The sequence below is a fragment of the Roseibium sp. genome, assembly GCF_965216085.1.
Lineage (GTDB): Bacteria > Pseudomonadota > Alphaproteobacteria > Rhizobiales > Stappiaceae > Roseibium.
This window is the reverse complement of the sequence record NZ_OZ244138.1, coordinates 1,040,370-1,065,207: the sequence shown is the minus strand read 5'-3', so window position 1 is coordinate 1,065,207 and position 24,838 is coordinate 1,040,370. Positions and strand designations below refer to the sequence as shown.

Genomic DNA, 24,838 nt, shown 5'->3' with positions numbered 1-24,838 from the left:
GGAGGACAGACATGTTTCAGACAAATCTAGACGTCGCAGATCCGGTTATTGCCAAGTCGATTGATCGGGAAGCCACCCGTCAGGCCGATCAGATCGAATTGATTGCGTCTGAAAACATCGTCTCCAAGGCCGTGCTTCAAGCGCAGGGCTCCGTCCTGACCAACAAATATGCCGAGGGCTACCCAGGCCGCCGGTACTACGGCGGCTGTGAGTTTGTCGATGAAGTTGAAGCTGAAGCCATTGCCCGGTTGAAAACACTCTTCGGCGCCGGCTTTGCAAACGTTCAACCGCATTCCGGCGCCCAGGCAAATGGCGCAGTCAAGTTGGCTTTGCTGAAACCAGGCGACACCATTTTGGGTATGTCACTCGATGCCGGCGGTCATCTCACCCACGGCGCAAAACCCGCACAATCAGGCAAGTGGTTCCGGCCCGTCCAATATGGCCTGACACCGGAAGGCCTGATCGACTACGAACAGGTCGCCGAACTCGCAAAGGCAGAAAAGCCGCAGATGATCATTGCCGGTGCATCAGCCTATTCGCGGGTGATCGATTTCAAAAAATTCCGTGAAATCTCGGATGAGGTCGGAGCTTGGCTGCTGGTAGACATGGCACACATCGCCGGGCTCGTAGCCACTGGTCTCCACCCTTCCCCGATGCCGCATGCCCATGTCGTGACATCCACCACTCATAAGACTCTGCGCGGGCCGCGCGGCGGCATCATCCTGACTAATGATGAGGCGATCGCAAAGAAGATCAACTCCGCCGTGTTTCCGGGTCTTCAAGGCGGACCGCTCATGCATGTTATTGCGGCCAAGGCTGTCGCATTCGGCGAAGCTTTGACACCGGAATTCAAGGAATACACAACACGGGTAGTCGAAAGTGCTCGGGCTCTGTCAGAGGTCATGATCGCCCGTGGATGCGCTATAGTATCCGGCGGCACGGAAAATCACCTGATGCTGGTCGACCTTCGACCAAAAGGTGTCAAAGGGAATGCGGCTGAAGCCGCGTTGGAGCGCGCCGGTTTCACCTGCAACAAGAACGGCGTTCCAAACGATCCGGAAAAACCAACTGTTACCAGCGGTATCCGGCTCGGCACGTCCGCCGGTTGCTCCCGTGGGTTTGGTCCGGAAGAGTTCCGCAAGATCGGCCATCTAATCAGCGACGTTCTGGATGCGCTTGCCGCCAACCCGGATGGCGATGCTCATATCGAAGCCGAGACCCGCAAACAGGTCGCAGAAATCTGCAAACAATTCCCGATCTACGGTCTTTAAGGCGAGAAGATGAGCAACTTTGATCTCGTTGTCATCGGCGGCGGTCCTGGAGGCTACGTGGCCGCTATCCGGGCAGCTCAGCTCGGATTGAAGGTCGCTTGCGTGGAAGGCCGTGGTTCACTTGGTGGAACCTGCCTGAACGTTGGCTGCATTCCCTCCAAAGCGCTGCTGACCTCTTCTGCCAAATTTGCGGAGCTGAAACATCTTGCGGTCCATGGCATCAGCACAGGCGAAGCAAGCCTGGACATCGCCGCAATGATGGGCCGGAAAGATAAAATCGTTGGAGACCTGACCAAAGGCATATCCTTTCTTTTTAAGAAAAACGGCGTGGAATCGATTGAGGGCTGGGCCTCCATTCCTACACCGGGTCAGGTTTTGGTGAAAAACGGTGCCGGCGCAACAGTACTAACCGCAAAGAACATCCTCATCGCGACCGGATCTGAGCCGACACCGCTTCCAGGCATCGACTTTGACGAGACTAACATTTTGAGCAGCACCGGTGCGCTCACGCTTTCTGAAGTGCCGGATCATCTTGTTGTCATTGGGGCTGGCGTGATCGGCCTCGAACTCGGGCAAGTCTGGTCCCGGCTTGGGGCGAAGGTGACCGTTGTGGAATACCTCGACCGCATTCTTCCCGGATTGGACAGCGACATTGCCAAATTGGCGCAACGGGCACTGACTAAAAGAGGTCTCAAATTTCAGCTTGGCCGCAAGTTGACCGGAATTGAACAAACACCAACTGGTCTTGTCCTGAACCTTGAACGGATCGGCAAGGACACAACCGAAGTCCTTGAAGCTGACAAAGTGCTCATAGCCGTCGGGCGTCGGCCAGTGACACGAGGCCTTGGCGCGGAAGCGCTCGGCATCGAACGAAACGACCGCGGCTTCATCTCTGTCGATGACCGGTTCATGACTTCCGTTCCAGGCATCTACGCCATCGGCGATTGCGTCCCCGGTCCAATGCTTGCCCATAAGGCCGAAGAAGATGGCGTGGCCTGTGTTGAGATGCTGGCGGGTCAGCCCAGCCACATTGACTACAACGCCGTTCCTGCCGTGGTTTACACCGACCCTGAAGTTGCTTCAGTCGGAGCGACTGAAGACGACCTAAAAACAGCCGGTACAGAGTACATCAGTGGCAAGTTCAGTTTCATGGCAAACAGCCGCGCCCGTTCCAGTGGCGAAACCGACGGCGCGGTTAAAATTCTAGCGACACCAGAGGGAAAACTACTGGGCGCTCACATATGCGGTGCCCATGGTGGAGACCTGATTGCAGAACTGGTTCTGGCACTGACCAAGGGCGCGAGTGTCGAAGACATCAGCCGAACCTGCCATGCCCATCCAGCCCTCGGCGAAGCAGTTAAGGAAGCCTGCCTTGACGTGCTCGGCCGCGCAATACACGCTTAAGGAGTGTTACGGATGCCAATTGGTGTCGCTCACACTCGCGCGAAAACATCGGCTCACGAGCCGCTGCAAAAAGAATGCATTCAAAAAAGAATGCGCCTTGTGTGCTCCATGAGAGACAACTCGAGCCTTACTGACACACCCATCGCACTACGTTTTTTGAAACCGGGCTCTGCTCATATGTGCCTTGCCGCTAGGCAGCAGAACTCGAACAAAAACGCATTGGGAGGAAATCCATGGAAGCGTTGAATAATATCGTAGGAGCCATCAATGGCATTGTATGGGGACCGGTGATGCTGGTTCTTATTCTGGGTGTCGGGTTTTTCCTGCAGGTTGGCTTGAAGTTCATGCCAATCATGCGTTTGGGCAAGGGTTTCAGCCTGTTGTTTCAAGGGCGTTCCAGCCAGGGTGAAGGTCAGATCAGCCCGTTCAACGCCCTGATGACATCCCTTTCGGCTACGATCGGCACCGGTAACATCGCAGGTGTTGCGACCGCGATTTTCTTAGGTGGACCGGGTGCTCTTTTCTGGATGTGGATGACCGCGCTTGTGGGTATGGCCACCAAATACGCCGAAGCTGTTTGTGCAGTGAAATACCGTGAGGTTGATGAGCTCGGCAACTACGTCGGCGGCCCGATGTACTACATCAAAAACGGCCTTGCGTCCCACTGGCATTGGCTTGCCTGGGCATTCGCCCTGTTTGGTGCAATCGCAGCCTTTGGTATTGGCAACGGTGTTCAGGCCAATGGTGTCGCTGACGTTCTCGAAGCCAATTTTGGCGTCAACACGTCGGTAACCGGCGTGATATTGATGGTTTTGACAGCAGCAGTCATTTTGGGTGGCATCTCACGGATCGGCGCTGTTGCTGGTAAGCTGGTTCCGTTTATGGCGGTCGCTTACATTGTCGCAGGCTTCCTGGTTCTTCTCATCAACATCGGTGCGATCGCTGACACGATTGGTCTTGTCTTCACGCATGCTTTCACGCCGTCTGCTGCACAAGGCGGATTTGCCGGAGCTGCAGTTTGGGCAGCCATCCGTTTTGGTGTTGCACGCGGTGTGTTCTCCAACGAAGCCGGTCTCGGTTCCGCACCTATCGCTCACGCTGCAGCATCGACCAAAGGTCCGGTCAACCAGGGTCTGGTCGCCATGCTCGGCACATTCATCGATACGATTATCGTATGTTCGATCACAGGCCTTGCAATCATCGCCTCCGGTGCCTGGACCAGCGGTGAATCAGGCGCTGCTCTCACATCGCTCGCCTTCGAAACCTCCCTCCCTGGAATTGGCGGCTCTTTGATCGCGATCTCTCTGTCGATCTTTGCCTTCACCACCATCCTGGGCTGGTCCTTCTACGGCGAAAAATGTGTTGGGTTCTTCTTCGGACACCGTGCACTGATGCCATACCGTGTCCTGTGGATCGCAATGATTTACTTCGGCGCGACTGCGGATCTTGGCTTCATCTGGCTGTTGGCTGATACGCTGAATGCGATGATGGCGATCCCGAACCTGATTGCTCTTGCCTTGCTCAGCCCGATTGTTTTCAAGCTGACGAAAGAGTTCTTCGCTTCCGATGGCGCAAGTGAGGAAACCAGTTCAAAGCCGGCGGAATAAGAGACTTGGGGAGGGCCGCAACTTGGTTCTCCCCACACCTTAAGCCGATTTGTGGAGACAAGACATGACCACTAAAATTCTATTGCCGATTGACCATACCGACGACCGGTCTTGGAAAAAGGCCATTCCATTTGCTTTGGAACAGGCTCGATTTTACGGCGCTGAATTGCATGCGGTTTCGGTCATTCCCGAAATCATCCAGCTGCCCAACTTGCCCGCCAACTATGGATCTGGAGCAAAAGACTTCGTTCGTGGCAAAGTGAGTGAAATTCTTGCGGCTAACGGCGCAGAGGACATTCCGATCCATATTGAGGAAGGCAGCGTATATCGTGAAATTCTCAAACTCGCCCATAAAGATGGCTACGACCACATTATCATGGCTTCAGCGAAGGGCGACTTCCCGAACTACGAGATAGGACCGAACCTGGCCCGGATAGTACGCAATGCGCATTGCACAGTCTCCGTCGTGCGTGACTGATAGTCTTTAGAACAAGAAAGGGCCTGCAGATGGCTGACACACCGAAACGCACTCCGCTCTATGACCTTCACGTCGAACTCGGCGGCAAGATGGTTGATTTTGCTGGTTGGGAGATGCCGGTTCAATATCCCATGGGCATTATGGGAGAACACAAACAGTGCCGTGAAAAAGCGGCCTTGTTCGATGTCAGCCATATGGGCCAGGTAATCCTCAGAGGCGAAAACATCGGCGAAAAACTGGAAAAGATCTGCCCGCAAGCCTATTCCACTCTCAAAGAGGGCAAGGCCCGATACGGCTTCTTCACCAACGAAGATGGCGGCATCATGGACGATCTGATCGTCTCGAATGCGGGCGATCATTTCTTTGTGGTCGTCAATGCCTCCATGCGTCATCAGGACATTCCGCATATGGCGAAACACCTCGACGGTGTCGAAGTCGAGGAGATTTTCGATCGCGCACTTGTTGCCGTTCAGGGCCCCAAAGCGGAGGATGTTGTCGGTTCTCTGTGCCCAGCTGCGCGCGACCTGAAGTTCATGGAAACAATGGTTGGTGAGATTTCAGGTGTTGAGTGCCGGATTTCACGCCTTGGCTACACCGGGGAAGACGGTTACGAAATTTCTATCCCCGAAGATAAGGCGGTTGAGGTTTCACGCGCCTTTCTGGCCGATGAGAATTGTGAACCGGCCGGATTGGGTGCACGCGATTCCTTGCGGTTGGAGGCTGGTCTTTGTCTTTACGGAAACGACATCGACAACGACACATCACCAATCGAAGCATCATTGGTCTGGGCAATTCAGAAGCGCCGGCGTGAAGAAGGCGGATTTCCGGGCGCTGAGCGCATTCAAAAAGAAATTGCCGAAGGCACTTCTAGAAAACTAGTCGGCATCAAGCCCAAAGGCCGTGCGCCCGCTCGGCATGGCGTTGAAATTCAAAGCGTGGATGGCAACAATGTCGGCGTCATCACTTCAGGTGGCTTTGGACCGACTGCAGGCAGCCCGGTCGCCATGGGTTACGTTGCAACAGCTTGCAGTGAGCCGGGAACAGAGATCAATTTGATGATCCGCGGGAAAGCGCAACCTGCCGAGATTGTCTCGCTGCCCTTCGTGCAGCAAAACTACAAACGTTAAATCGGGAGAAATCAGCGTGACCACCTATTACTCAGAAGAACACGAGTGGATGACCGTTGAGGGCGACACTGCCACCTTGGGCATCACGGCCCATGCTGCCGAACAGCTCGGCGAAATTGTCTATGTCGAACAAAAAGAAGCTGGCGACACATTCGCCAAGAGCGATGAAATCGGTGTAGTTGAATCCGTCAAAGCGGCTTCTGAAATCTATGCCCCGGTCGATGGAGAGATCGTCGAGGCGAACGAAGCACTTGCCGAATCTCCGGCAACACTAAATGAAAGTCCTGAAGGAGACGGCTGGCTGTATAAAATAAAGCTGTCGGACACCTCTCAACTCAATGATCTTATGGATCTCGACGCTTACAAGGCCTTCATCGGTTAAAGGATTGCAGGGATGCCTTTTGAACTCACCACGTATCAAGCTTACGACTTTGCCAACCGCAGGCACATCGGCCCTTCTCCCGCCGAAATGGAGGAAATGCTGAAGGTCGTCGGCTTTGCCTCTCTCGACGATCTTATCGATGCGACAGTGCCACCGTCCATACGCCAGAAACAGCCGCTGGATTGGGGGGGACCTGGCCTTTCGGAACGTGATGCCCTCTTCCACATGAAAGAAGTTGCTGGCAAGAACAAGGTGCTGACGTCACTCATCGGTCAAGGCTATTACGGCACAACGACACCTGCCCCGATTTTGCGCAACATTCTGGAAAATCCGGCGTGGTACACAGCCTACACGCCTTATCAGCCGGAAATCTCCCAAGGCCGCCTCGAAGCTCTTTTGAACTTCCAGACCATGGTGTCTGACCTTACCGGTCTCGACATTGCCAACGCTTCTCTTCTGGATGAATCAACGGCTGCCGCAGAAGCCATGACAATGGCCAAACGCTCTGCAAAGTCGAAATCCAACACGTTTTTCATTGATGAAAACTGTCATCCGCAGAACATTGCGGTCATAAAAACCCGTGCAGAGCCTTTGGGCATCGAAGTCCAGGTTGGTAACCCCGATGAGCTGGATCCGGCAACAGTGTTCGGAGCCATCTTCCAGTATCCGGGAACTTACGGTCATGTTCGCGATTTCACAGCGATTATTGAGCAACTGCACGAAAACAAAGCTCTTGCCATCGTCGCTGCCGACCCCCTTGCCTTAGCGCTTTTGAAATCACCAGGTGAAATGGGTGCCGACATCGCGGTTGGGTCCACACAGCGCTTTGGCGTTCCAATGGGCTTTGGTGGTCCTCACGCTGCTTACATGTCTTGCAAGGATGCGTTCAAACGCAGCATGCCAGGCCGTATCATTGGTGTCTCTATCGACAGTCGCGGCAAGAAGGCCTACCGCCTTTCCCTGCAGACCCGCGAGCAACACATCCGCCGCGAGAAAGCCAATTCCAACGTCTGTACAGCGCAGGCGCTTCTGGCAGTCATCGCGTCCATGTACGCGGTTTATCATGGCCCAGACGGCATCAAGGCGATCGCTCAATCCGTACACCGCAAAACCTCCCGCCTGGCAAAAGGCCTTGAAGCTCTCGGTTTCGAAGTCAAACCGGATGTCTTCTTCGACACAATCACCGTTGAAGTTGGCGCATTGCAAGGCGTGATCCTCAACGCTGCCGTCGACAACGGCATCAACCTGCGTAAAGTTGGCGACAACAAAGTCGGCATTTCACTCGACGAGCAGACCCGCCCGGAAACAATCGAAGCCGTTTGGCGTGCGTTCGGCGGCACCATGCAGGATGACAGTGAAGCAAACCGGGAATACCGGTTGCCGCAACATGCTCTGCGCGAAAGCGAATACCTCACGCACCCGATATTCCACTTGAACCGGGCAGAAGCGGAAATCACCCGCTACATGCGGCGTCTTGCCGACCGTGATCTGGCACTTGACCGTGCAATGATCCCGCTCGGCTCCTGTACGATGAAACTCAATGCCACAATCGAGATGATCCCGGTCACATGGCCCGAATTCTCGGACATGCATCCGTTCGTCCCAGAGGATCAAGCTGCTGGTTATCATGAGATGATCGCAGACCTGAACGAAAAGCTGTGTGACATCACTGGTTATGACGCCATCAGCCAGCAGCCAAATTCAGGCGCGCAGGGCGAATATGCGGGTCTCCTGACCATTCGCAACTACCACAATGCACGTGGCGAAGCGCACCGTAACATCTGCCTGATTCCGACGTCAGCACACGGCACCAACCCGGCCTCCGCTCAAATGGTTGGATACAAGGTCGTGCCGGTCAAGGCGGACGAGAACGGCAACATTGATCTGGCTGACTTCCGGGAAAAGGCAGAGAAACACTCTGCGGATCTTGCCGGCTGCATGATCACCTATCCTTCGACACACGGTGTGTTTGAGGAAACCGTTCAGGAAGTCTGCCAGATTACCCATGATCATGGCGGTCAGGTTTACATCGACGGCGCCAACATGAACGCCATGGTCGGCCTGGTAAAACCGGGCGACATCGGCGGCGATGTCAGCCACTTGAACCTGCACAAGACGTTCTGCATTCCGCATGGCGGTGGAGGTCCTGGCATGGGGCCGATCGGTGTCAAATCCCATCTGGAAGCCTATCTCCCCGGTCACCCGGAATATGGCAGCTCGGTAGGCCCCGTCTCTGCGGCACCTTTCGGGTCACCATCTATCCTGCCGGTCAGCTGGGCCTACATCTTGTTGATGGGTGGTCAGGGTCTGACTCAGGCAACCAAGGTGGCAATCCTGAACGCCAACTACATCGCGGCACGTCTGGAGCAGGGCTACGACATTCTCTACAAGTCCGAAACAGGACGTGTGGCTCATGAATGTATCCTAGACACCAGACCTCTCGCGGACAGTGCCGGTGTCACGGTTGAAGACATTGCTAAACGCTTGATGGACAGCGGTTTCCATGCCCCGACCATGTCATGGCCGGTTGCCGGGACATTGATGGTCGAGCCGACCGAGTCAGAACCAAAGGCCGAACTCGACCGGTTCTGTGAGGCAATGCTATCCATCCGCGCAGAAGCACAGGACATCATCGATGGCAAGATCGATCCGGAAAACAATCCTCTGAAGCGGGCGCCCCACACGGTGGCCGACCTCGTCGGTGAATGGGATCGCCCCTATAGCCGAAAACAGGCGTGTTATCCTGCAGGATCGTTTGATGTCGACAAATACTGGTCACCAGTCAACCGCGTCGACAACGCCTACGGCGACCGGAACTTGGTCTGCACCTGCCCGCCAATGTCGGACTACGCGGAAGCAGCTGAATAATCAGCATCTGAGCGCGGCACCTTTCATTTGGCGCCGCGCTCCACATCGGATCAAGAACAATGTTCCTAAGTGTCTTCGACATCTTCAAAATCGGGATCGGCCCTTCATCCTCACATACGATGGGGCCGATGACCGCAGCTGTTGATTTTCTCGACAAGCTAAAGAAGGGAGAAGGCGGGCGCTTCGATCCACGGTCGGTTGCCCGGATAAGAGCGTCGCTGCACGGATCGCTGGCTTTCACCGGCAAAGGCCATGCGACGGATCGAGCAGTCATGCTCGGTCTCCTGGGCTTCCGTCCAGATGCTGTCAATGCTGACCTGGCAGAACAACAATTAGGTGATCTGCAGAACTCCGAAAAACTCACGTTGCCAGAATGTGGTGACGTTGCCTTCAGTCCTGAAGCAGATCTTACTTTCGATTACGGCCCGGCCCTGCCACATCATGCGAATGGCATGAAACTTACAGCGCTGGATGCGTCTGGCGAAGTTCTGCTGACCGAGACGTATTACTCAATCGGTGGCGGGTTCGTGATGACCGAAGCAGAACTCATCGCCTCCGAGAAAGCACCGGATGCAGACCTGCATCAAGAACAAGAAGCCGTAGGTTATCCCTATCCATTCGGCTCTGCTTCCGAAATGCTTGAAATGGGGGAAGCTTCGAACCTGTCCATCGCCGAGATGAAACGGATCAACGAAGAAACCGCCCTTGGCCCAGAGACTTTGACCAACCGGCTGGACGCTATTTGGACCGTCATGAACGCGTGTATCGATCGCGGTCTCGAGCAGGAAGGTACGTTGCCCGGCGGCCTGAGTGTTAAACGCCGTGCAAGAGCGATCCATCAACGCCTCTTGGATCAATGTGGCGCCAACTCCAAACAGCCACATACCATCAACGATTGGCTGTCTGTTTATGCAATGGCAGTCAACGAAGAAAACGCCGCCGGCGGTCAGGTTGTGACATCGCCCACCAATGGTGCGGCGGGTGTTGTTCCAGCGGTAATCCGCTATTACCGAGATCACTGCGTCGATGTCACGCGCGAGGGCATCGATACATTCCTGCTGACTGCTGCAGCCATCGGTGGCCTGATCAAGCACAACGCTTCAATTTCCGGCGCCGAATGTGGTTGTCAGGCGGAAGTCGGTTCAGCGTCCGCCATGGCTGCGGCCGGCCTATGCGCCGCGCTCGGCGGCAGTAACGCGCAGATCGAAAATGCCGCCGAAATCGCCCTAGAGCATCATTTGGGAATGACCTGTGACCCGGTCAAAGGTCTTGTGCAGGTGCCCTGTATTGAGCGGAATGGCATGGGTGCAATCAAAGCTGTTTCAGCAGCTTCGCTTGCCCTTCACGGTGACGGTTCACACTTCATGCCCCTGGACAACTGCATTGAGACCATGCGCCAAACTGGTCAGGACATGCGGGAGAAATACAAGGAAACCTCACTGGGCGGACTTGCTGTTAATCTGCCAGAGTGCTGACCAAAGGTTCTTGTTACCTTCAAAACAATGCTATGCAGATATTTCGAACCAATGATCGACACATGTGACCTTCAGTGACGGTAAATCACCACCGATAACTTCTCCTGCTGTTCATGTTCACAAGAACAAGGTCTCAGCACTCACGCCGTCAACGGCGTAACCGCTCCGGCCTTCCAGAGCACCCAAGAGGATGAAGTGCTCATACGCTGAGCTGAAGTCACCGGACTGGACAGCAGCAGCGACATCCGTGTTGGCAGCCAAATAATCGGCTTCATCAAAATACTGGCTCGCGGACCGGCCTTCAGCAGCCCCATAGAAACTGAAATGATCATAAGCAGAGGCAAACCCGCCAGCATCGAGGGCGACCATTACATCCGCATTTTGAGTCAGGTAGTAAGAAGCATCAAACAACGGATTTGGATCCCGGCCTTCAGTTCGGCCATGGGCCGCAAAATGGATTGACCCCGAAGCCACCAATCCGGCAGCAACTGCGGCGGCAACGTCGGCGTTTTCTTCTAAGTACCACGCCTCATCGATATCATTTCCAAACAAACGCCCTTCTTGGGCGCCGTGGTTTTGATAATGTTCGAGCCCGCTGGCAATGCTCCCTGACTGCACGGCTTCCGCGACATCGCTGTTGAGAGCCAAATAGACTGCTTCATCAAAACCAGTTGGCGCATTTTCCTGCAACAACCTGATTTCATTTCCGATCATCAGAAGTTCGACACCGCTCAGGTGATCAGTATCGTCGCCGGTGACAACCACGGTGTTTGAACGCGGACCAGAAATATCCACGCCAACAAAACTCGCGCCCTCCAGCTTGGCAATGTCGCGGCCCGTTCCGCCCTCTATCTGATCATTGCCAGCGTCGCCGGATAGGCGGTCGTCCCCCGCTCCGCCAGAGACGAAGTCATTGCCCTCCCCGCCAAAGACAAAGTCATTGCCGGCATCGCCGAAGAGCTTGTCGTCCCCGCCTTCAGATCCAATGGTGTCATCGCCACCACCGCCATGCAGTTCATCGTCGTCTGCGCCCAGGACAATGTATTGCGCCCCCTCATCACCAACCGCAATATTGCTACCGGCACCACCCGTCATTCTCACATCGCCAATGATCTGAATGAATTCAACATCATTGATTTGCAGCTCTGTACCTGATGGCAACCCGCTGACGTCGATCACAAAGGCTTCGCGAGTGGTACTCGTGTCGCCACCGTCAATCACAATTGGCCCGGACGCGGCTTGGTCTGCCGTCAACTCCAGAGACCGCACTTGATATTCGGTATCGTCAGGCAAACTGTTGATCCAGGTGTTTGCAGCCGTCTCTGCAGCTTCATTCTGTTCCGGAGTTCCGCCCAATATGCCAAGCAGATACTCCAGCGCTTGCGTATTCATCTCTGGCGTATCTGGACCACGGCTTTGAACGCCAACACCACCTGGCAAAATCGCAACAAGACCATCTTGTTCATTGTCTCCCAACAAGAAGACACTTGCTGTTTCGGTTCCCTGATTGTTGTAGTTTCGCTCTAAAATCGGCACCCCGGATGGTGTCTGTATGGGTCCGGACCCCGGCGGTTGATCTTCAATTGCAACAGGTTTGGACGGCGGTCCGAAAGGCCCTGAACCACCTGGTGCTGAGCCCCCATTTCCTCCTCCGGTTTGCCCACCGTTCCCGCCTCCGGTCTGACCGCCGTTGGTGTCTGGAAGATCGTTCACTGAAATTGTCAGAGTTTCATCAACACTCAGCCCCCCGGCATCAACAGCGCGCAGTGTGATTTCATGGCTCACTGCAGTCTCATAGTCGAGCGGACCATTGACGACCAGATTGCTGTTTTCCAGCGAGAATAGCCCGCCTGCATCATCGACGAGACTAACAGTATGCGTATCTCCATTGTCCGGGTCAGTGACCGTGATCTGGCCAATAACAGTCGCAACTGGAGAATTCTCGTCGATGGAATTTGTTGATATTGAAATAGACGTCGGCGCGGAGTTTCCAGCCGGCTGAGCTGGAACAGCCGGCTTTTCGAGCAAAAACCGGTCGATGGTTACATCCGCGACCTGGGACTGGGTGAAGACCCGCTTTCCATTTGGCAGCCTGATCTCCGCAAAGCCTTGAAAATCCTCTACGATTGTAACGTCGGAATATGAGAAACCTTCGATGTAGATCCAGTCCTCAAGCGCATTGAAATCGGTGAAGTCGTTTCCGCCGCTCGAGGAAATGACAAAGGTGTCCTGCCCTGCTCCACCTACAACCTCATCAAACCCGGCACCGGCCAGAAGAATATCGTTGCCGGCCTCGCCGCGCAGTATGTCGTCCCCATCACCGCCGCTGATGTAGTCATCCCCTTCGCCGCCGGTAAGAAAATCATCGAGCACAGTGTTGGGGTCAGCCGAATTGCCTGCGGCAATGATGACATCGTTGCCATCGCCGCCCTCAACGTTGTCCCGACCATCTCCGGTTTCAGCGTAGTCGTTTCCGGCACCAAGGTCCGCGGTGTCATCGCCAGAACACAAATCGACACGATCATCACCATCACCGGCTTCAACATCATCATTGCCGCCGCCAGATGTAATCTGATCGTCTCCACCAAGCCCTTCCAGCTTCTGATCACCATCGCCAGCCACAAGAACATCGCGCCGACCATCTGACCCAATCACTCTTTCCAGGCCAGATGCGGTGGCTTCGTCGCCATTTTCAAAAACGGCTCTGCCTGTTGTCAGGTCAAGCGTGACACCAAAAGCCGATCCAGAATAATCGGCGGTATCGGTGCCGTCGCCGCCCTGAACATCATCGGTGCTTTCGAGAGCCAGAAATGTGTCATTGCCAGCCCCTCCAATGAGGATGTTGGCAGCATCAGACGCCGTAATCCTGTCATTGCCGCTGGAGGTGATGACCCGTTCAAATCCGGTCAACTGAACCGACACACCACTAACGAGCTGATTGCTACCGTTGGAGAGATCGACGACCAGATTCCGAGAAGTTGGTTCAAAAATGTAAGTGTCTAAACCAGCGCCACCGGTCGCGATTTCTGCTTGAGCGATGATATCATCGCCGCCTAGCCCTTCCGCCCGCTGTGCCGTAACTAAAACATCACTCCCACCATCACGGCCAACAACGTTTTCAAAATTGGCAATAGTGATGGCATTGGTCCCGAAGGTCAGAACCTGGTGTGCGCTTACCAAATCAATGAACAGGACACCGGTATTTGCGGCTCCGCTCATATTCAATACGTCTGCAACACCACTGCCGCCATCGAGGAACAGATCGTCAAGATCTGCGAAGATTTCATCTTCACCCAAGTTGCCGATGAGGGTGTCCGCACCAGCACCACCAATCAGAATGTCGGCGCTGCGCCCCCCTTCCAGAACATCATCGCCAGCTTCGCCGTCCAGGGTCGTTGTTGCAAAGACACTCGTTACCGAGATCGTGTCGTTACCTTCGCCACCGGCAACTGACACGGTACTGACAGCGCTTCCCACCTGATCAACGGAGATTTCATTGTCTTCAGCATTACCGGAGATATCGGCCGAACCGTCGGTATTGAAGTCCAGATTCTCGAAGTTCAGTGCCTGAGCTGACGCTCCACTGCTGTCACTCAGGGCACCGCTTGCGAGATCAATCAGATAGGTTACAGGCGCGCCAGGCACCGAATTTAGCGCATTCAGGATGAGATGATCCGTGCCGGCACCGCCATCTGCAGAGATACCCTCCACCAGCGACATCGTGACGGTATCATCACCCTGCCCCGCTGTAATCGTATCCGCACCACCACCGCTCGTAATGGTGTCAGCCCCATCGTCACCATCCAAGATTTCCGCGTCCGCTGATCCGTCGAGCTTGTCGTCGCCGTCACCGCCCTCAAGCGAGATTGATGCACCTGTGGCGGTTAGATTGTCATCGCCTGAACCACCGACCAAACGCCCCGTGCCCCGGAACGTATCATTACCGTCACCACCGTCGAGAAGGCCACTGCCGGTTAGGGTGTCATTTCCCGCGCCGCCTCGCTGTGTTGCATTGTCGCCTGTAATGACATCGTCGCCTGGTCCACCGATGAGCGTGGCGTCGTCACCGTCTAGCCGGTCATTACCTGATCCACCGTCAATGAAATCACTACCGCCATTTCCGTAGATGGTGTCATCCCCGGAACCACCGAACAGGGTGTCCGCCTCTCCGCCATTTGCAATGTCGCCGCGGATTGTATCATTACCGCCGCCGCCATGGATGCTGTCCGGTTGATCGACCCGGCTCCCGTCGTTTTGCTCAACAGTCGTCCCTTCAAGGACGTCGCCCCCGGGACCGCCAAGAATCGGATTTTGGCCGGAAAGGTTTCCGCCATCTTCGGGCTCGATTTGCAGCCGCGCCGTCACGTAGGTCGTATTGCCGGAAAGGTCGTCGGTGAGGATCTGAAGCTCCGCGGCATTGCCCTGAATGTCCGGCGCAAAAAACACCCTTGTAGAGGTTGCCAGAAACGCAGACAGGTTCTCTGCTGTTCCCCGTAGCGTGAGCTGATTGCTGCCACTGCCTGTCACAGCAACATTGGCTGTCGGATCAGCAGACAATGTGCCGTTATCTACCGAGAACCGAACCAGAAGCTCGCCCACAGTATCATCGTCAACGACCTGGATTTGCCCAAAGGCTAACGGGTTGAAGGCGCCTTCAAATACTGCAAGCGGATCGGAAAAAGTCAGGTCGTTTCCTGCACCGTCCAACAAGCGCGGTTGCGCATTGACCGGGATTTCACCATCAAGCGCAATTGAAAAAGGAACAACGACTTCCGGGAAAAAGTCGTCGGGCAGATCAACGGTGACTGGCGCAAAGATATTGAACGAACCTGTGCCTGAAGCACCCGTGACAGAGTTCTCGAAAACCGGACCTACCGAAGCAGAACTTTCTTCACCATCCACAGTAATGGAGCCGGCGGCAGCAAGCGCCTCAAAGCCAATTGTCCCGACTGGAGCGATCTGGAAATCGAGCGCGACTTCGCCTCCAAGATCAAAGCGCAGCTCACCATCCAGCGTGCCATCAATCAGGTTCGCGTCACCTGCGAGCAAGGGAGCGGTCAAGTTAAAGTCCGTTGACAAAAACCCGCTGTCGACCTGCTGCCCTTCAAAAAACACCTCAACATCGACCAGGCTATTTGGCGTGAAGGAAACATTCTGTACAACGCCAAAGCCGCCAGAAATGAAAGGCGCGAACACCACAGCCTCAAGGGCGGCCTCAACCTGATGGCCGAGAATATCAACTTCCGAAAACTCAAAAGTCTCGCTGAGCGGTCCCAACGGGCTCAAACTCGGGATCAGACTTAGAAGCTCGAGTGGATTGATTGTGACGTCGGCCAGGGTCTCGATGAGCTGAAGCTCAAGAGGTTCAAAGCTGTTGGCAGATGCAATTTCGAGCGTCGCATCGGCTTCAACGCCCGAGGGTGTTGCGAAGTTGAAATCGACACCGTCTATAGGGCTGATCGAGGTATCACCTGCTGGCAGCTCAAGAATTGGCACCTCGATATTGAGCGGGTCAAAGACGAGATTGTTGTCCAAAGTGAATGCAGAGCCGAAGGACGTGTTCAGCAGCGATATTTCCGATAGTCCGGACCGCTCCGAACGGAAAAACAGATCGATACTGAAGCCGTCGAAATTGAGGGACTCCGCAGTAATCGTTGCTGGCGAGTGTCCTGTCTGTGCGGCTGTATCCTCGTCAATAACCTGTAGCTGGTCCTGAAGAAACGAAATCTCGAAGCTTTCGCCTTCCGTGACCCGATCCGGTAGATCAATATCGAGCAGCATCGGATAATCGATTTGGAGATTACCCAATGAGCTGTCGTGCAAATTGAGCTGAAGACCGGTGGAGAAGGAGAAATCGAAATTGGCAGAAGCTAGGAAGCTTTCAAAGCTGCCACTTTCCTGGAATGACAAGGTGAAGATGTCATTGATCGCACTGATATCTACAGGCGCAACATTCGGCAGATCTTCAAGTGCCGTTGCTTGCGATGAAAAGAAGATATTTTGGGTAAGTGCCATCTATGAAATCCCCGCTCGGACATCCTGGGGCAACCCTATGGACTTGTAGAAATTCGGAATAGCTGTTCGTATCGACAGGTTCACAGTCCGGGGGTGATCACCAGTACCGGCCCCCTCGCTTCTCACCAGCTCGCTTAGATTGATTACCTTAAACTGTGATTGGTGCACACAGCCGGGTGCCGGATTGGCTGGCTTAAATGAAATCAGAAACAACCGAACTTTCGGAAGCTTTGATAAAAAAAACAAAAAAACTGCATCAAGCAGCCTGCAGCAACAAGCCACCAACTCAAGAAAAACCATAACAATGCCGACCTGATTTACTTATATGACATTATTGTTTTTCTTAAAAAGGCCCAAACTCGGGATTGAACGCAATTCCCACAAATTCGGTTAACGAAAATTAATTACCCTAAAATTAGGGAGGCACCCGCAGCAATTAGATGCGGAAAAGGCCATATTTCAACGCGCGCGCAACAGCTTGTGCTTGCGAACGCGCGTTCAGCTTGTTGGTTCCAGATTTGAGATATTGCCGGACCGTGTGGACACTGATGCCCTCTATCGTGGCAATTTCATTGGCCGTTTTTCCAAATGCACACCATCGCAGGCAATCGACTTCCCGCGGCGAAAGCTTTGACCTCCGGTCAGAATTTGCTCGATGTTTCAAAGTATTGCGGACAATTCCCCGAGTATCAGGACTGGGGTCCATCTCGGTCAAGTAAGCGTGGAAATACAGCGCCAGCTGATGGACGATTTCTTTGTTGTCCGGAAGGCGATGGTAATCATCCGGATCGGCAATGACATGAACGCCGCCAATAAATCCCGGCTTTGAGGTCGGAAACACCCATCCACGGTTCAATCTCATTTGCCGCAGGATTTCCCACCGTGGTGCGGCCGACGGCAATGGATTGGACCAAGCGTCTTCCACGTCAAATGGCCTGATTTCACCAGACGCCAAACGCGCGACGACCGGATCATCCGACCACCAGGGTGTCTCTTCGTCGAGGGGCGAAAATATGTCTGGCATTGAGGTATAAAGAAGGAGGTCAGAACGGTCATCAATCGAATAATCCGCTGCAACAAAACCGATCGATCCAAAGACCTTTATCTGATCGACAAAGAGATCAATCAAAACATCAGCGGTCCGGCAACTCTCAAATTGCGAAACGGCAGATTGAATAAAACTTGCATCCATCAATAAATCCCAACAAGAAAATCAGGCACTCATTATTTGCAATGCAACACGGCAGGTTGCAAAACAAATTTACAAAAAAACAAACTCACCGCAAGGGAACCATATTGAAATCTTTAAAAGAAATCCGAAGCTAAGGACATTCACTTACCCCCCCAGTAATAAACCTCAACAAACTCGCGAAATACTAGGGCGACGATTGCCGGCCCGACCGTTCTTTCGACCTAGATTTAGCGGCTGAAACCAGTTTCTCACGTCGCAAACCGCTGTACGCGACATGAACATTCTTTTGGCCCTTTGAAGAGAAAACTGTCCGTCTAGACAGGTTCAATTCCTAAAACAAATCGCTAGTATCAGTCCAAGAATGAACGGATTGCTGAAAGATGGGGGCAGTGAACCTGGCGCAAGACAAAATTCGTGTCGTCATGGCGGATGACCATCAAATGTTTCTGGATGGTCTTTCACGCCTGCTGTCGGGAGACGAACGGTTATTCGTGGATGGCACATGCGCTGATGGCGATAGCCTGATCCGGCTGGTCTCAGACAAAAAGCCGGATGTCGCCATCATAGATATATCTATGCCCGGCCCCGGACCTGCCGGGATCCTGGAACAGATCGATCGACTGGCTCAAGACACGAAAACTCTCGCATTGACCATGCATCTTGAGCCGTCTTTCGCTCGCGAGTTGCTGGCTCTTGGCATGAACGGCTATGTGGTTAAGGAAGCTGCTTTTGATGAACTGATAGAAGCAATCCTGACAGTCGCGCGGGGGGACCAATATCTGTGCCGAACTCTGGTCGAGGCCATGTCTGAGGAGACACCCCTGACTGATCGGGAGCGGGAATGCCTCGCAGGCGCAGCCCGTGGCCAAACGGCGAAGATGATCGCCATTGATCTGGACATCACCGAACGGACGGTCCGGTTTCACTTTGCGAATGCTTGCCGGAAGATGGGTGTCCAACGCGTGACGGAAGCTGTTGCTGCGGCTTTCAAATTGCGCCTTTTGTCGACGTGAGCCGGTCCATGACACCGCATCACGGACGCATTCTCCTATTGGGCATTCTTCTTCTGCTGTTCATTTGGCCACTTGGAGTGCAAGCCAAAGGTTTGAACCTGGCCGAGATCCCGTTTCGTTTCACAATTGGCGATAGCAAAGACTATGCTGGTCCAACTTACGACGACAGCGGGTGGGCTGAATACCCGATCCTCTTGTCCGGAGGATGGGCAGAACGTGGGGCCGGACTTGATGACCGCATTTTCTGGCAAAGGGTCACTTTCGACGGATCGGCCTTGGCAGATATTTCCAGTCCTGCACTTCATATTGGTGTTCTGCAGGGGGGCAACATTTTTTATCTTAACGGCGTGGAGTTCGCCCGGGTGGCTATGCTCGACCCGCCATATGCCGGGTTGGTCAGCGACAACAATATGCCGTTGCCACGCACGTTTGCCTTTCCGCCAAACTTGCTGAACCTGCAGGGAGAGAATGTTCTTGCCATTCGATCCACCCGCAACGGGCTGGAAAACACTTTCCTATCCGGGCCAATTGAAATCATCGAAGAGGTAGACGCACTCAAGAAGTCCAATGCCCGAACGGCGTTTTTCATTCTCTACAACAGCCTGTCGGTCTTCGTGCTTGTGCTCGCATTTTTTATTACTTTCGGTGTTTGGTTGGTTGCTCGCAAAGACACAGGGCTTCATTGGCTACTGATTGCTTTCGTAGTTCTACTACCGGTGTGTCTCTTGAACTCATCGGCTGCCGCGTACTTGGAGTGGAAATTCCCACCGGCCCTATTCCCGTTCTTCGTTTTAAACCTGTCCTCTTATGTACTCGTTCCGGTCATCGAATTCTCTGCAATACATTTGAGAGTTCGTATCCGTTGGTACACACGCATGCTGCAAGTCGCCATATTGGCGCTTCCGTTCATCCCAGACGGAACAGCTGACTTTCTATTCCCGATCTCCCGTGCCGACACGTTGATCTGGTCTATGCTTTCTGCCTTGACGTTTTTACAGATCAGTATCTGGGCAATCCGCGGGGCCCTGCACAGAGACAGCAGAGCTTATCCGGTCATAGTCGGCGCTGCCGTCATCTGGATCTCAACCACGATGTCCTTGCTCGGGTTAGAAGACTGGGCGCTGCGGACCACCGGTTCCGGTTTTGGTGCGGTGACCGTTCCGATATTTCTGCTTTCCCTCACCTGGGCAGGTATCCAACCTCTGTTTGAGGCCAAAGCGCGACTGGCTGAAGCCCAGAGTGAGGTTCTGCGCGCGCAGGAACATGAACGGCGTCGTGTGGCTTACGACATTCATGATGGTGTTGGTCAATGGCTTTCAACGATCAAACTGAACTTGCAAATGCTGCAAGGCCAACACCGCGGAACATCCGCCGAAAGCGGCTTTTCCGAAGTGGTCGGGCATGTTGATGCCGCCATTTCGGATACCCGCAGGATCGCTCATGACCTTTCACCGGCTATGATCGAAAAGAAAGGACTTGCAGCTGCGATCCGCAGTCATGCGGATATCATACGTCATCGATCCGGGCTGACAGTATCTGTTGATGTCGATGACAGCATCACTTTTGCCCCAACTGTCCAGGGACACCTTTACCGCATCTTTCAAGAGGCACTGCAAAACGCCGTCAGGCATGGCAAGGCGACCGCAATTGACATCCGCCTCGCTCAAGAGAAGAAAAAATACTGCCTTGAAATAAAGGACAATGGCATCGGGTTTGATTCAACTGTGCAGAGTGATGGGCTCGGGCTGAAATCTATGCGGCAGCGCACCGAACTGGTCGGTGCGCATCTTGATGTCATATCAAGCCCTGCCTCAGGAACAACTCTCAGGGTCACAAGCCGGAACTAGAGAATTTTTCATAAAAACGCCCGCTTTTGTGAGGGCATCTTCGAGCTTATGTAACTGGCTTGTAGGCGACCGCGTCGATTTCAACCTTGGCGTCGACCATCAATTGGGAACGAACCGTAGACCGGGCTGGGCCGCCATTTGGAAAATAACCCGCATAGACTTTGTTGAAGGTCCAAAAATCACGCGTATCGTCCAACCACACACCAATCTTCACAACATCGTCCAAAGTGCAATCCGCCAGTGCCAGTGCGGCGATGACGTTTTCCATGGTTCGTTTCGTCTGGCTCTCCACACCGCCCGGTTCGATTTCACCGTTTTCCTTCATGGCGACCTGCCCAGAAATAAAGACAAAATCGCCGGCCCGGACGGCTGTTGCAAATGGGAGTGGCTGCCCACCGGCGCCGGTTTTACCATCGCCGAAGCGTTCAAGTGTTGCTTGGCTCATATCAAGCGTCCTTTGTTTTGGAAGACTTTTTGTAGTCGGTCTGTTGGATCACAGCACTTTGCCGCGGGCAGAAACGGGAGATGTTCCCAGAACTTTGTCCCCGCGAATGAGTTGAACTTCATCGACCATGTTGCTGACGACACAGACATGATTGGGAACGATCCGGATCTTGTCACCGACTTCAAGATCGATCGCATCGGCCCTCAAGACACCATGTTCTTCAGATAGGGCGTCAACTGTTATGTCAGGACGGCCGAGAACATGACCATGCCCTTTCAAGCCCAGTAAATCGGAGGTCAGGACTTTGGTACCTGCGTCAATCACAGCCCGGTCCGATGCCGGCACTGAAACCACTGTGGCAAGTACCGTCAACGCGCAATCGTCCCAGTCACAGACACCACGGTCTTGCAGGGAGCGGTCATTGTAAACATAAGTACCGATCCGGTATTCGGTCGCCACCGGCACTTTTTGCGCCTGCCACATACCGGGCGACCCACCGTTGGAAATCACAGGAACGGAATGTCCGGCAGCTTCGATCAAATCTTTCGCGCTGGAGAGCCAGTCCTGAACGTCTGCCTCCTGTCCAACAGGCGGATAGGTCATCAAACCGCCAAAGCTCAAACTAGGTTTGTTTGAGATGTAGAGTGCGAGCATGGCAGCATCTTCCGGACGCATCACACCGCAGCGCCGAGCACCCGTATCGCACTCAACGAGGACATTGAGTGGTTCCACCGCATCCTGAAACGCCTCTGAAAGCCCGTCGACGGTTTGAGTGTTGTCGGCCACGACGCTCAAGCGGACCTTTTTCGCAAGAGTCCGCAATCGGCCGAGTTTTTCAGTGCCCAAGATGTTGAACGTGATCAGCACATCTTCAATGCCGCCTTCGGCGATCATGGCCTCCGCTTCACTGACTTTCTGGCACGTGATGCCGATTGCGCCCGCTTCAATCTGGCGTTTGGCGAGAAAGGGCAGCTTGTGGGTCTTGATGTGCGGCCTAAGCGCAAAGCCATGTTCAGAACAATAAGCCTGATAGCTGTCGATATTGGCCTCGGCGATATCAAGATCAACGAGGACAGCAGGCGTTTGAACGTCTGGAAACATCATGACTCCGCAACTTCAAAAGGATTGGCAACAATCGGCCAAACAGGCCGCTTTAGACGGGTGTAAGGGGTCGTTCTCGGGTTGTTCGGATAAGGGCCGTCGACCGACGCATAAAGAACTTCAGCGGCAATATCGGCGAAGGCTCCATAGAAGTGGTTTGTCGACTTCACGACAACTACCTTCTTCGACGTAATGTCGATCCCAAGATTGGTGAACAGGTCGGGCGAAAACGCCTGGCTCCGGTTGGAATTTAGAACCACTTCAATGCCGCCGAGCTGGATGACAGAACAATCCCCTAGTGGAACAACCGATGTGCCGAAGCTCTGCACCGCATCGCGTTGATTTCGCAAGACGGTCACATGCGCATCGATCGGATCGCCTGCTGTCGCAGAGGTCTTGCCGCCAAAACGCAGGTTGAGTGTTGCGCCCTCTCCTGCTGCATGACAAAGGCGAACAGCCATCGGATCCCAGATCGTGCCAAAAGCAGCCGATTGCAGATTTTGTTTTATCGCTTCTTGCAGTAGCAAAGTAGAGTCGCCTGCAACTCCACCGCCTGGGTTGTCCCATACGTCGGCAACCACAACCGGTCCGCTCCTCGCACTGTTTGCACGCCTCAAGGCATCTGCGGCATTCAAAAAAACCGGTTTGGTCTGTCCGCGAAAGGAAAACAACTCCTCACCGAGGCATTTGGCGATCGCTTCACCCTTGTCTTTATCATTGTCAGTGACCACGACGATTTTGGCACCCAGATCCGGAGAGTCGCCAGCCATAAAACCATGGATAGCCGACACAGAAAGGACCGTGCCGTCTTCTTCCATTGCTTTCATGCGGTCAACAAAACCACGCATCGGGGTCTGACTTGTCGGCAATATGTCCATCATCCGGACATCGAACGCACTAACCACAGGTGTGATCTCGCCTCGCAAAGCGCGCAAAACCAGATCAACACAGGCCTCTCCTGTTTCGGCAAAATCCGTATGAGGAAATTCCTTGAAAACAGTGATGATATCGGCGTTATCGACCCGCTTTTGGCTGAGGTGGCTATGCGGATCAAAGGTGACACCGACAATCGTTTCTGAACCGACAATATCCCGAACAGCTTCCAGAAGAACACCTTCGCAATCCGAGCAGCCATCTGCAATCATCGCGCCGTGAAGTCCGAGGACCACAGCATCCAGCGGTAGGGCAGCTCGCACTTGGTCGAGGATTTCATCACGCAAGTATGTCCAGGTTTCAGCATTCAACAGTCCGCCCGGTTCCGCCCATGTAGCCGTGCCTTCAATCAAGTCGAAATCCTGATCCTGGGACGCTCGGCGGAGAGCGGGAAACACGCCGCTACACAAGGTCGGTGTCTCTGGATGTGCGCCAGGAGGCGCGTAAAAACTCTGCTTGAAGTCAGCAAAATCTGTCCGCAAGGGCGAAAAGGTATTCGTCTCTGTGGCGAGCGATGCACAGAAGATCCGCATTGAAGGGTCCTGTCCGGGTTATTGTTATGAGCCGAAGGCCAAGCAAATGGCCTCCAGCGGATCTTGAGACAGCCATCCGGCCGTGCGGATCAGTTCAAATATGAGGCCGCATTCGCTTTGCCGACCGCATCACGGAACTTCGCCAGAAGCTCATTGGCTTTCGGGTCGAGGTTCTCTGCCACGTGTGTTTCAAACGCCGGCTGGGTAGCTGCGGCCATTTCTGCACGTTGCTCGTCGCTCAAGGCTGTGACCTTGATGGCATCGGCAAGACCGGCGAGACCGCGGTCAGAGGCTTCAATGATGCGGGACAGGCCACGGCTGGCGGCTACGCAGTTTTCAGCCGCCGTCCGCACATTCGCCTTTTCGCTATCGGACAGGCCCTCGTAGAACGCACGGTTCATCAGGAACGTGTAAGGTGAGAACAGGTGGTTGGTGAGTGTCAGGTATTCCTGAACTTCCGCAAAATTGGCAAAGGAGATGATCGGCACCGGGTTCATCTGGCCATCAATCACGCCAGTTTGCAGACCGGAGTAAACTTCACCCCAAGACAGCGGATAGGCTTCCGCGCCAAGCGCTTTCACAATCGTCTGATGCGATGGCAAGGTCATGGTGCGAATGCGGATGCCGTCAAAATCGGCAAGATTTGCGATTTCGCGCTGCGAGTTTGTCACGGCAAAGAACCCGCCAGTATCCGGGAACCCGAGCACAACAACATCGCCGAGTTCCGCTTCGATATCAGCAGCCAACGCCTTGCCGAATTCACCGTCGAAAACTTCATAGGTGGCCGCGTTGCCATTAAAAGCAAACGGCAGGTTCAAAACATCGATGCGCGGATAATAGCTGGCGAGCGCCCCAGTTGACGTCAGAGTTGCTTGAAGCAGACCATCACGCACCTGCTGAACATGTTCTGCCGCAGAACCGAGCTGGTTCGAGCCGAAGACCTCTACAGACACACTGCCGTTCGTGCCGGACGTGACGAGATTATCGAACACAGCAGTACAGGCATGGGCTGGATTTTCAAATGGGTCGGTCTTGTTATCATGACCAAAGCGGATCACACCGCCGTCCGCAAAAGCTGTGCTCGCGGTTAGAGTTGCGGCAAGCGCCGCGATCAAAGCAGTCCGTTTCATGTCATTTCCCTCTCTGG

The 24,838-nt window shown here is 54.2% G+C and carries 16 protein-coding genes; 10 read left to right on the top strand and 6 right to left on the bottom strand.

The features are described from left to right. The first annotated feature begins 11 nt into the window (after window positions 1-11). The 8 genes from glyA to ACOOFE_RS04870 all read left to right on the top strand — a co-directional run bounded on the left by glyA (window position 12) and on the right by ACOOFE_RS04870 (window position 10,612). The gene (gene glyA / locus ACOOFE_RS04905) at window positions 12-1,271 is read left to right on the top strand and encodes a serine hydroxymethyltransferase (RefSeq protein WP_420413920.1); all 1,260 of its coding nucleotides are present in this window, start codon (window positions 12-14) and stop codon (window positions 1,269-1,271) included. A gap of 9 nt (window positions 1,272-1,280) precedes the next feature. After that, window positions 1,281-2,675 (top strand): dihydrolipoyl dehydrogenase, encoded by a 1,395-nt coding sequence (lpdA, locus tag ACOOFE_RS04900; RefSeq protein WP_420413919.1) that lies wholly within the window; start codon window positions 1,281-1,283, stop codon window positions 2,673-2,675. Between the two features lie 233 nt (window positions 2,676-2,908). Beyond that, entirely contained in the window at window positions 2,909-4,282 is a 1,374-nt protein-coding gene (locus ACOOFE_RS04895; protein WP_420413918.1) for an alanine/glycine:cation symporter family protein, read from the top strand. 64 nt (window positions 4,283-4,346) lie between these two features. Further along, on the top strand, window positions 4,347-4,760 hold the full coding sequence (locus ACOOFE_RS04890) for a universal stress protein (RefSeq protein ID WP_141185393.1): 414 nt from the start codon (window positions 4,347-4,349) through the stop codon (window positions 4,758-4,760). 29 nt (window positions 4,761-4,789) lie between these two features. After that, window positions 4,790-5,887 carry a glycine cleavage system aminomethyltransferase GcvT gene (gene gcvT / locus ACOOFE_RS04885; RefSeq protein WP_420413917.1) on the top strand — a complete coding sequence of 366 codons (1,098 nt, stop codon included), beginning with the start codon at window positions 4,790-4,792 and terminating at the stop codon, window positions 5,885-5,887. Window positions 5,888-5,903: 16 nt separating this feature from the next. Continuing rightward, on the top strand, window positions 5,904-6,269 hold the full coding sequence (gene gcvH, locus ACOOFE_RS04880; protein ID WP_141185391.1) for a glycine cleavage system protein GcvH: 366 nt from the start codon (window positions 5,904-5,906) through the stop codon (window positions 6,267-6,269). Window positions 6,270-6,281: 12 nt separating this feature from the next. Further along, window positions 6,282-9,137, top strand: a complete 2,856-nt coding sequence (gene gcvP / locus ACOOFE_RS04875; RefSeq protein WP_420413916.1) for an aminomethyl-transferring glycine dehydrogenase — start codon at window positions 6,282-6,284, stop codon at window positions 9,135-9,137. A gap of 59 nt (window positions 9,138-9,196) precedes the next feature. Next, window positions 9,197-10,612, top strand: coding sequence for an L-serine ammonia-lyase (locus ACOOFE_RS04870; RefSeq protein WP_420413915.1), 1,416 nt, complete (start codon window positions 9,197-9,199; stop codon window positions 10,610-10,612). Between the two features lie 117 nt (window positions 10,613-10,729). On the opposite strand, the gene ACOOFE_RS04865 is transcribed toward ACOOFE_RS04870, so the two are convergent. Both ACOOFE_RS04865 and ACOOFE_RS04860 read right to left on the bottom strand, forming a co-directional pair. Next, window positions 10,730-16,627 carry a cadherin domain-containing protein gene (locus ACOOFE_RS04865; protein ID WP_420413914.1) on the bottom strand — a complete coding sequence of 1,966 codons (5,898 nt, stop codon included), beginning with the start codon at window positions 16,625-16,627 and terminating at the stop codon, window positions 10,730-10,732. A gap of 436 nt (window positions 16,628-17,063) precedes the next feature. Then, window positions 17,064-17,819 (bottom strand): helix-turn-helix transcriptional regulator, encoded by a 756-nt coding sequence (locus ACOOFE_RS04860; RefSeq protein ID WP_420413913.1) that lies wholly within the window; start codon window positions 17,817-17,819, stop codon window positions 17,064-17,066. 380 nt (window positions 17,820-18,199) lie between these two features. Here ACOOFE_RS04860 and ACOOFE_RS04855 point away from each other — a divergent pair, with 380 nt between their 5' ends. Both ACOOFE_RS04855 and ACOOFE_RS04850 read left to right on the top strand, forming a co-directional pair. Next, a complete protein-coding gene (locus ACOOFE_RS04855) occupies window positions 18,200-18,832 on the top strand; it encodes a response regulator (protein WP_420413912.1) in 633 nt (210 codons plus the stop codon). 8 nt (window positions 18,833-18,840) lie between these two features. Then, window positions 18,841-20,679, top strand: coding sequence for an ATP-binding protein (locus ACOOFE_RS04850; protein ID WP_420413911.1), 1,839 nt, complete (start codon window positions 18,841-18,843; stop codon window positions 20,677-20,679). A gap of 46 nt (window positions 20,680-20,725) precedes the next feature. On the opposite strand, the gene ACOOFE_RS04845 is transcribed toward ACOOFE_RS04850, so the two are convergent. The 4 genes from ACOOFE_RS04845 to ACOOFE_RS04830 form a co-directional block, all read right to left on the bottom strand. Next, window positions 20,726-21,124, bottom strand: a complete 399-nt coding sequence (locus ACOOFE_RS04845; RefSeq protein WP_420413910.1) for a RidA family protein — start codon at window positions 21,122-21,124, stop codon at window positions 20,726-20,728. 48 nt (window positions 21,125-21,172) lie between these two features. Beyond that, window positions 21,173-22,228 carry a D-TA family PLP-dependent enzyme gene (locus tag ACOOFE_RS04840; RefSeq protein ID WP_420413909.1) on the bottom strand — a complete coding sequence of 352 codons (1,056 nt, stop codon included), beginning with the start codon at window positions 22,226-22,228 and terminating at the stop codon, window positions 21,173-21,175. After that, the gene (locus tag ACOOFE_RS04835) at window positions 22,225-23,691 is read right to left on the bottom strand and encodes a M81 family metallopeptidase (protein ID WP_420413908.1); all 1,467 of its coding nucleotides are present in this window, start codon (window positions 23,689-23,691) and stop codon (window positions 22,225-22,227) included. Before ACOOFE_RS04835 ends, ACOOFE_RS04840 begins: the two co-directional genes overlap by 4 nt. 89 nt (window positions 23,692-23,780) lie before the next feature. Then, window positions 23,781-24,821 (bottom strand): DctP family TRAP transporter solute-binding subunit, encoded by a 1,041-nt coding sequence (locus tag ACOOFE_RS04830; protein WP_141185381.1) that lies wholly within the window; start codon window positions 24,819-24,821, stop codon window positions 23,781-23,783. Between the last annotated feature and the right edge of the window lie 17 nt (window positions 24,822-24,838).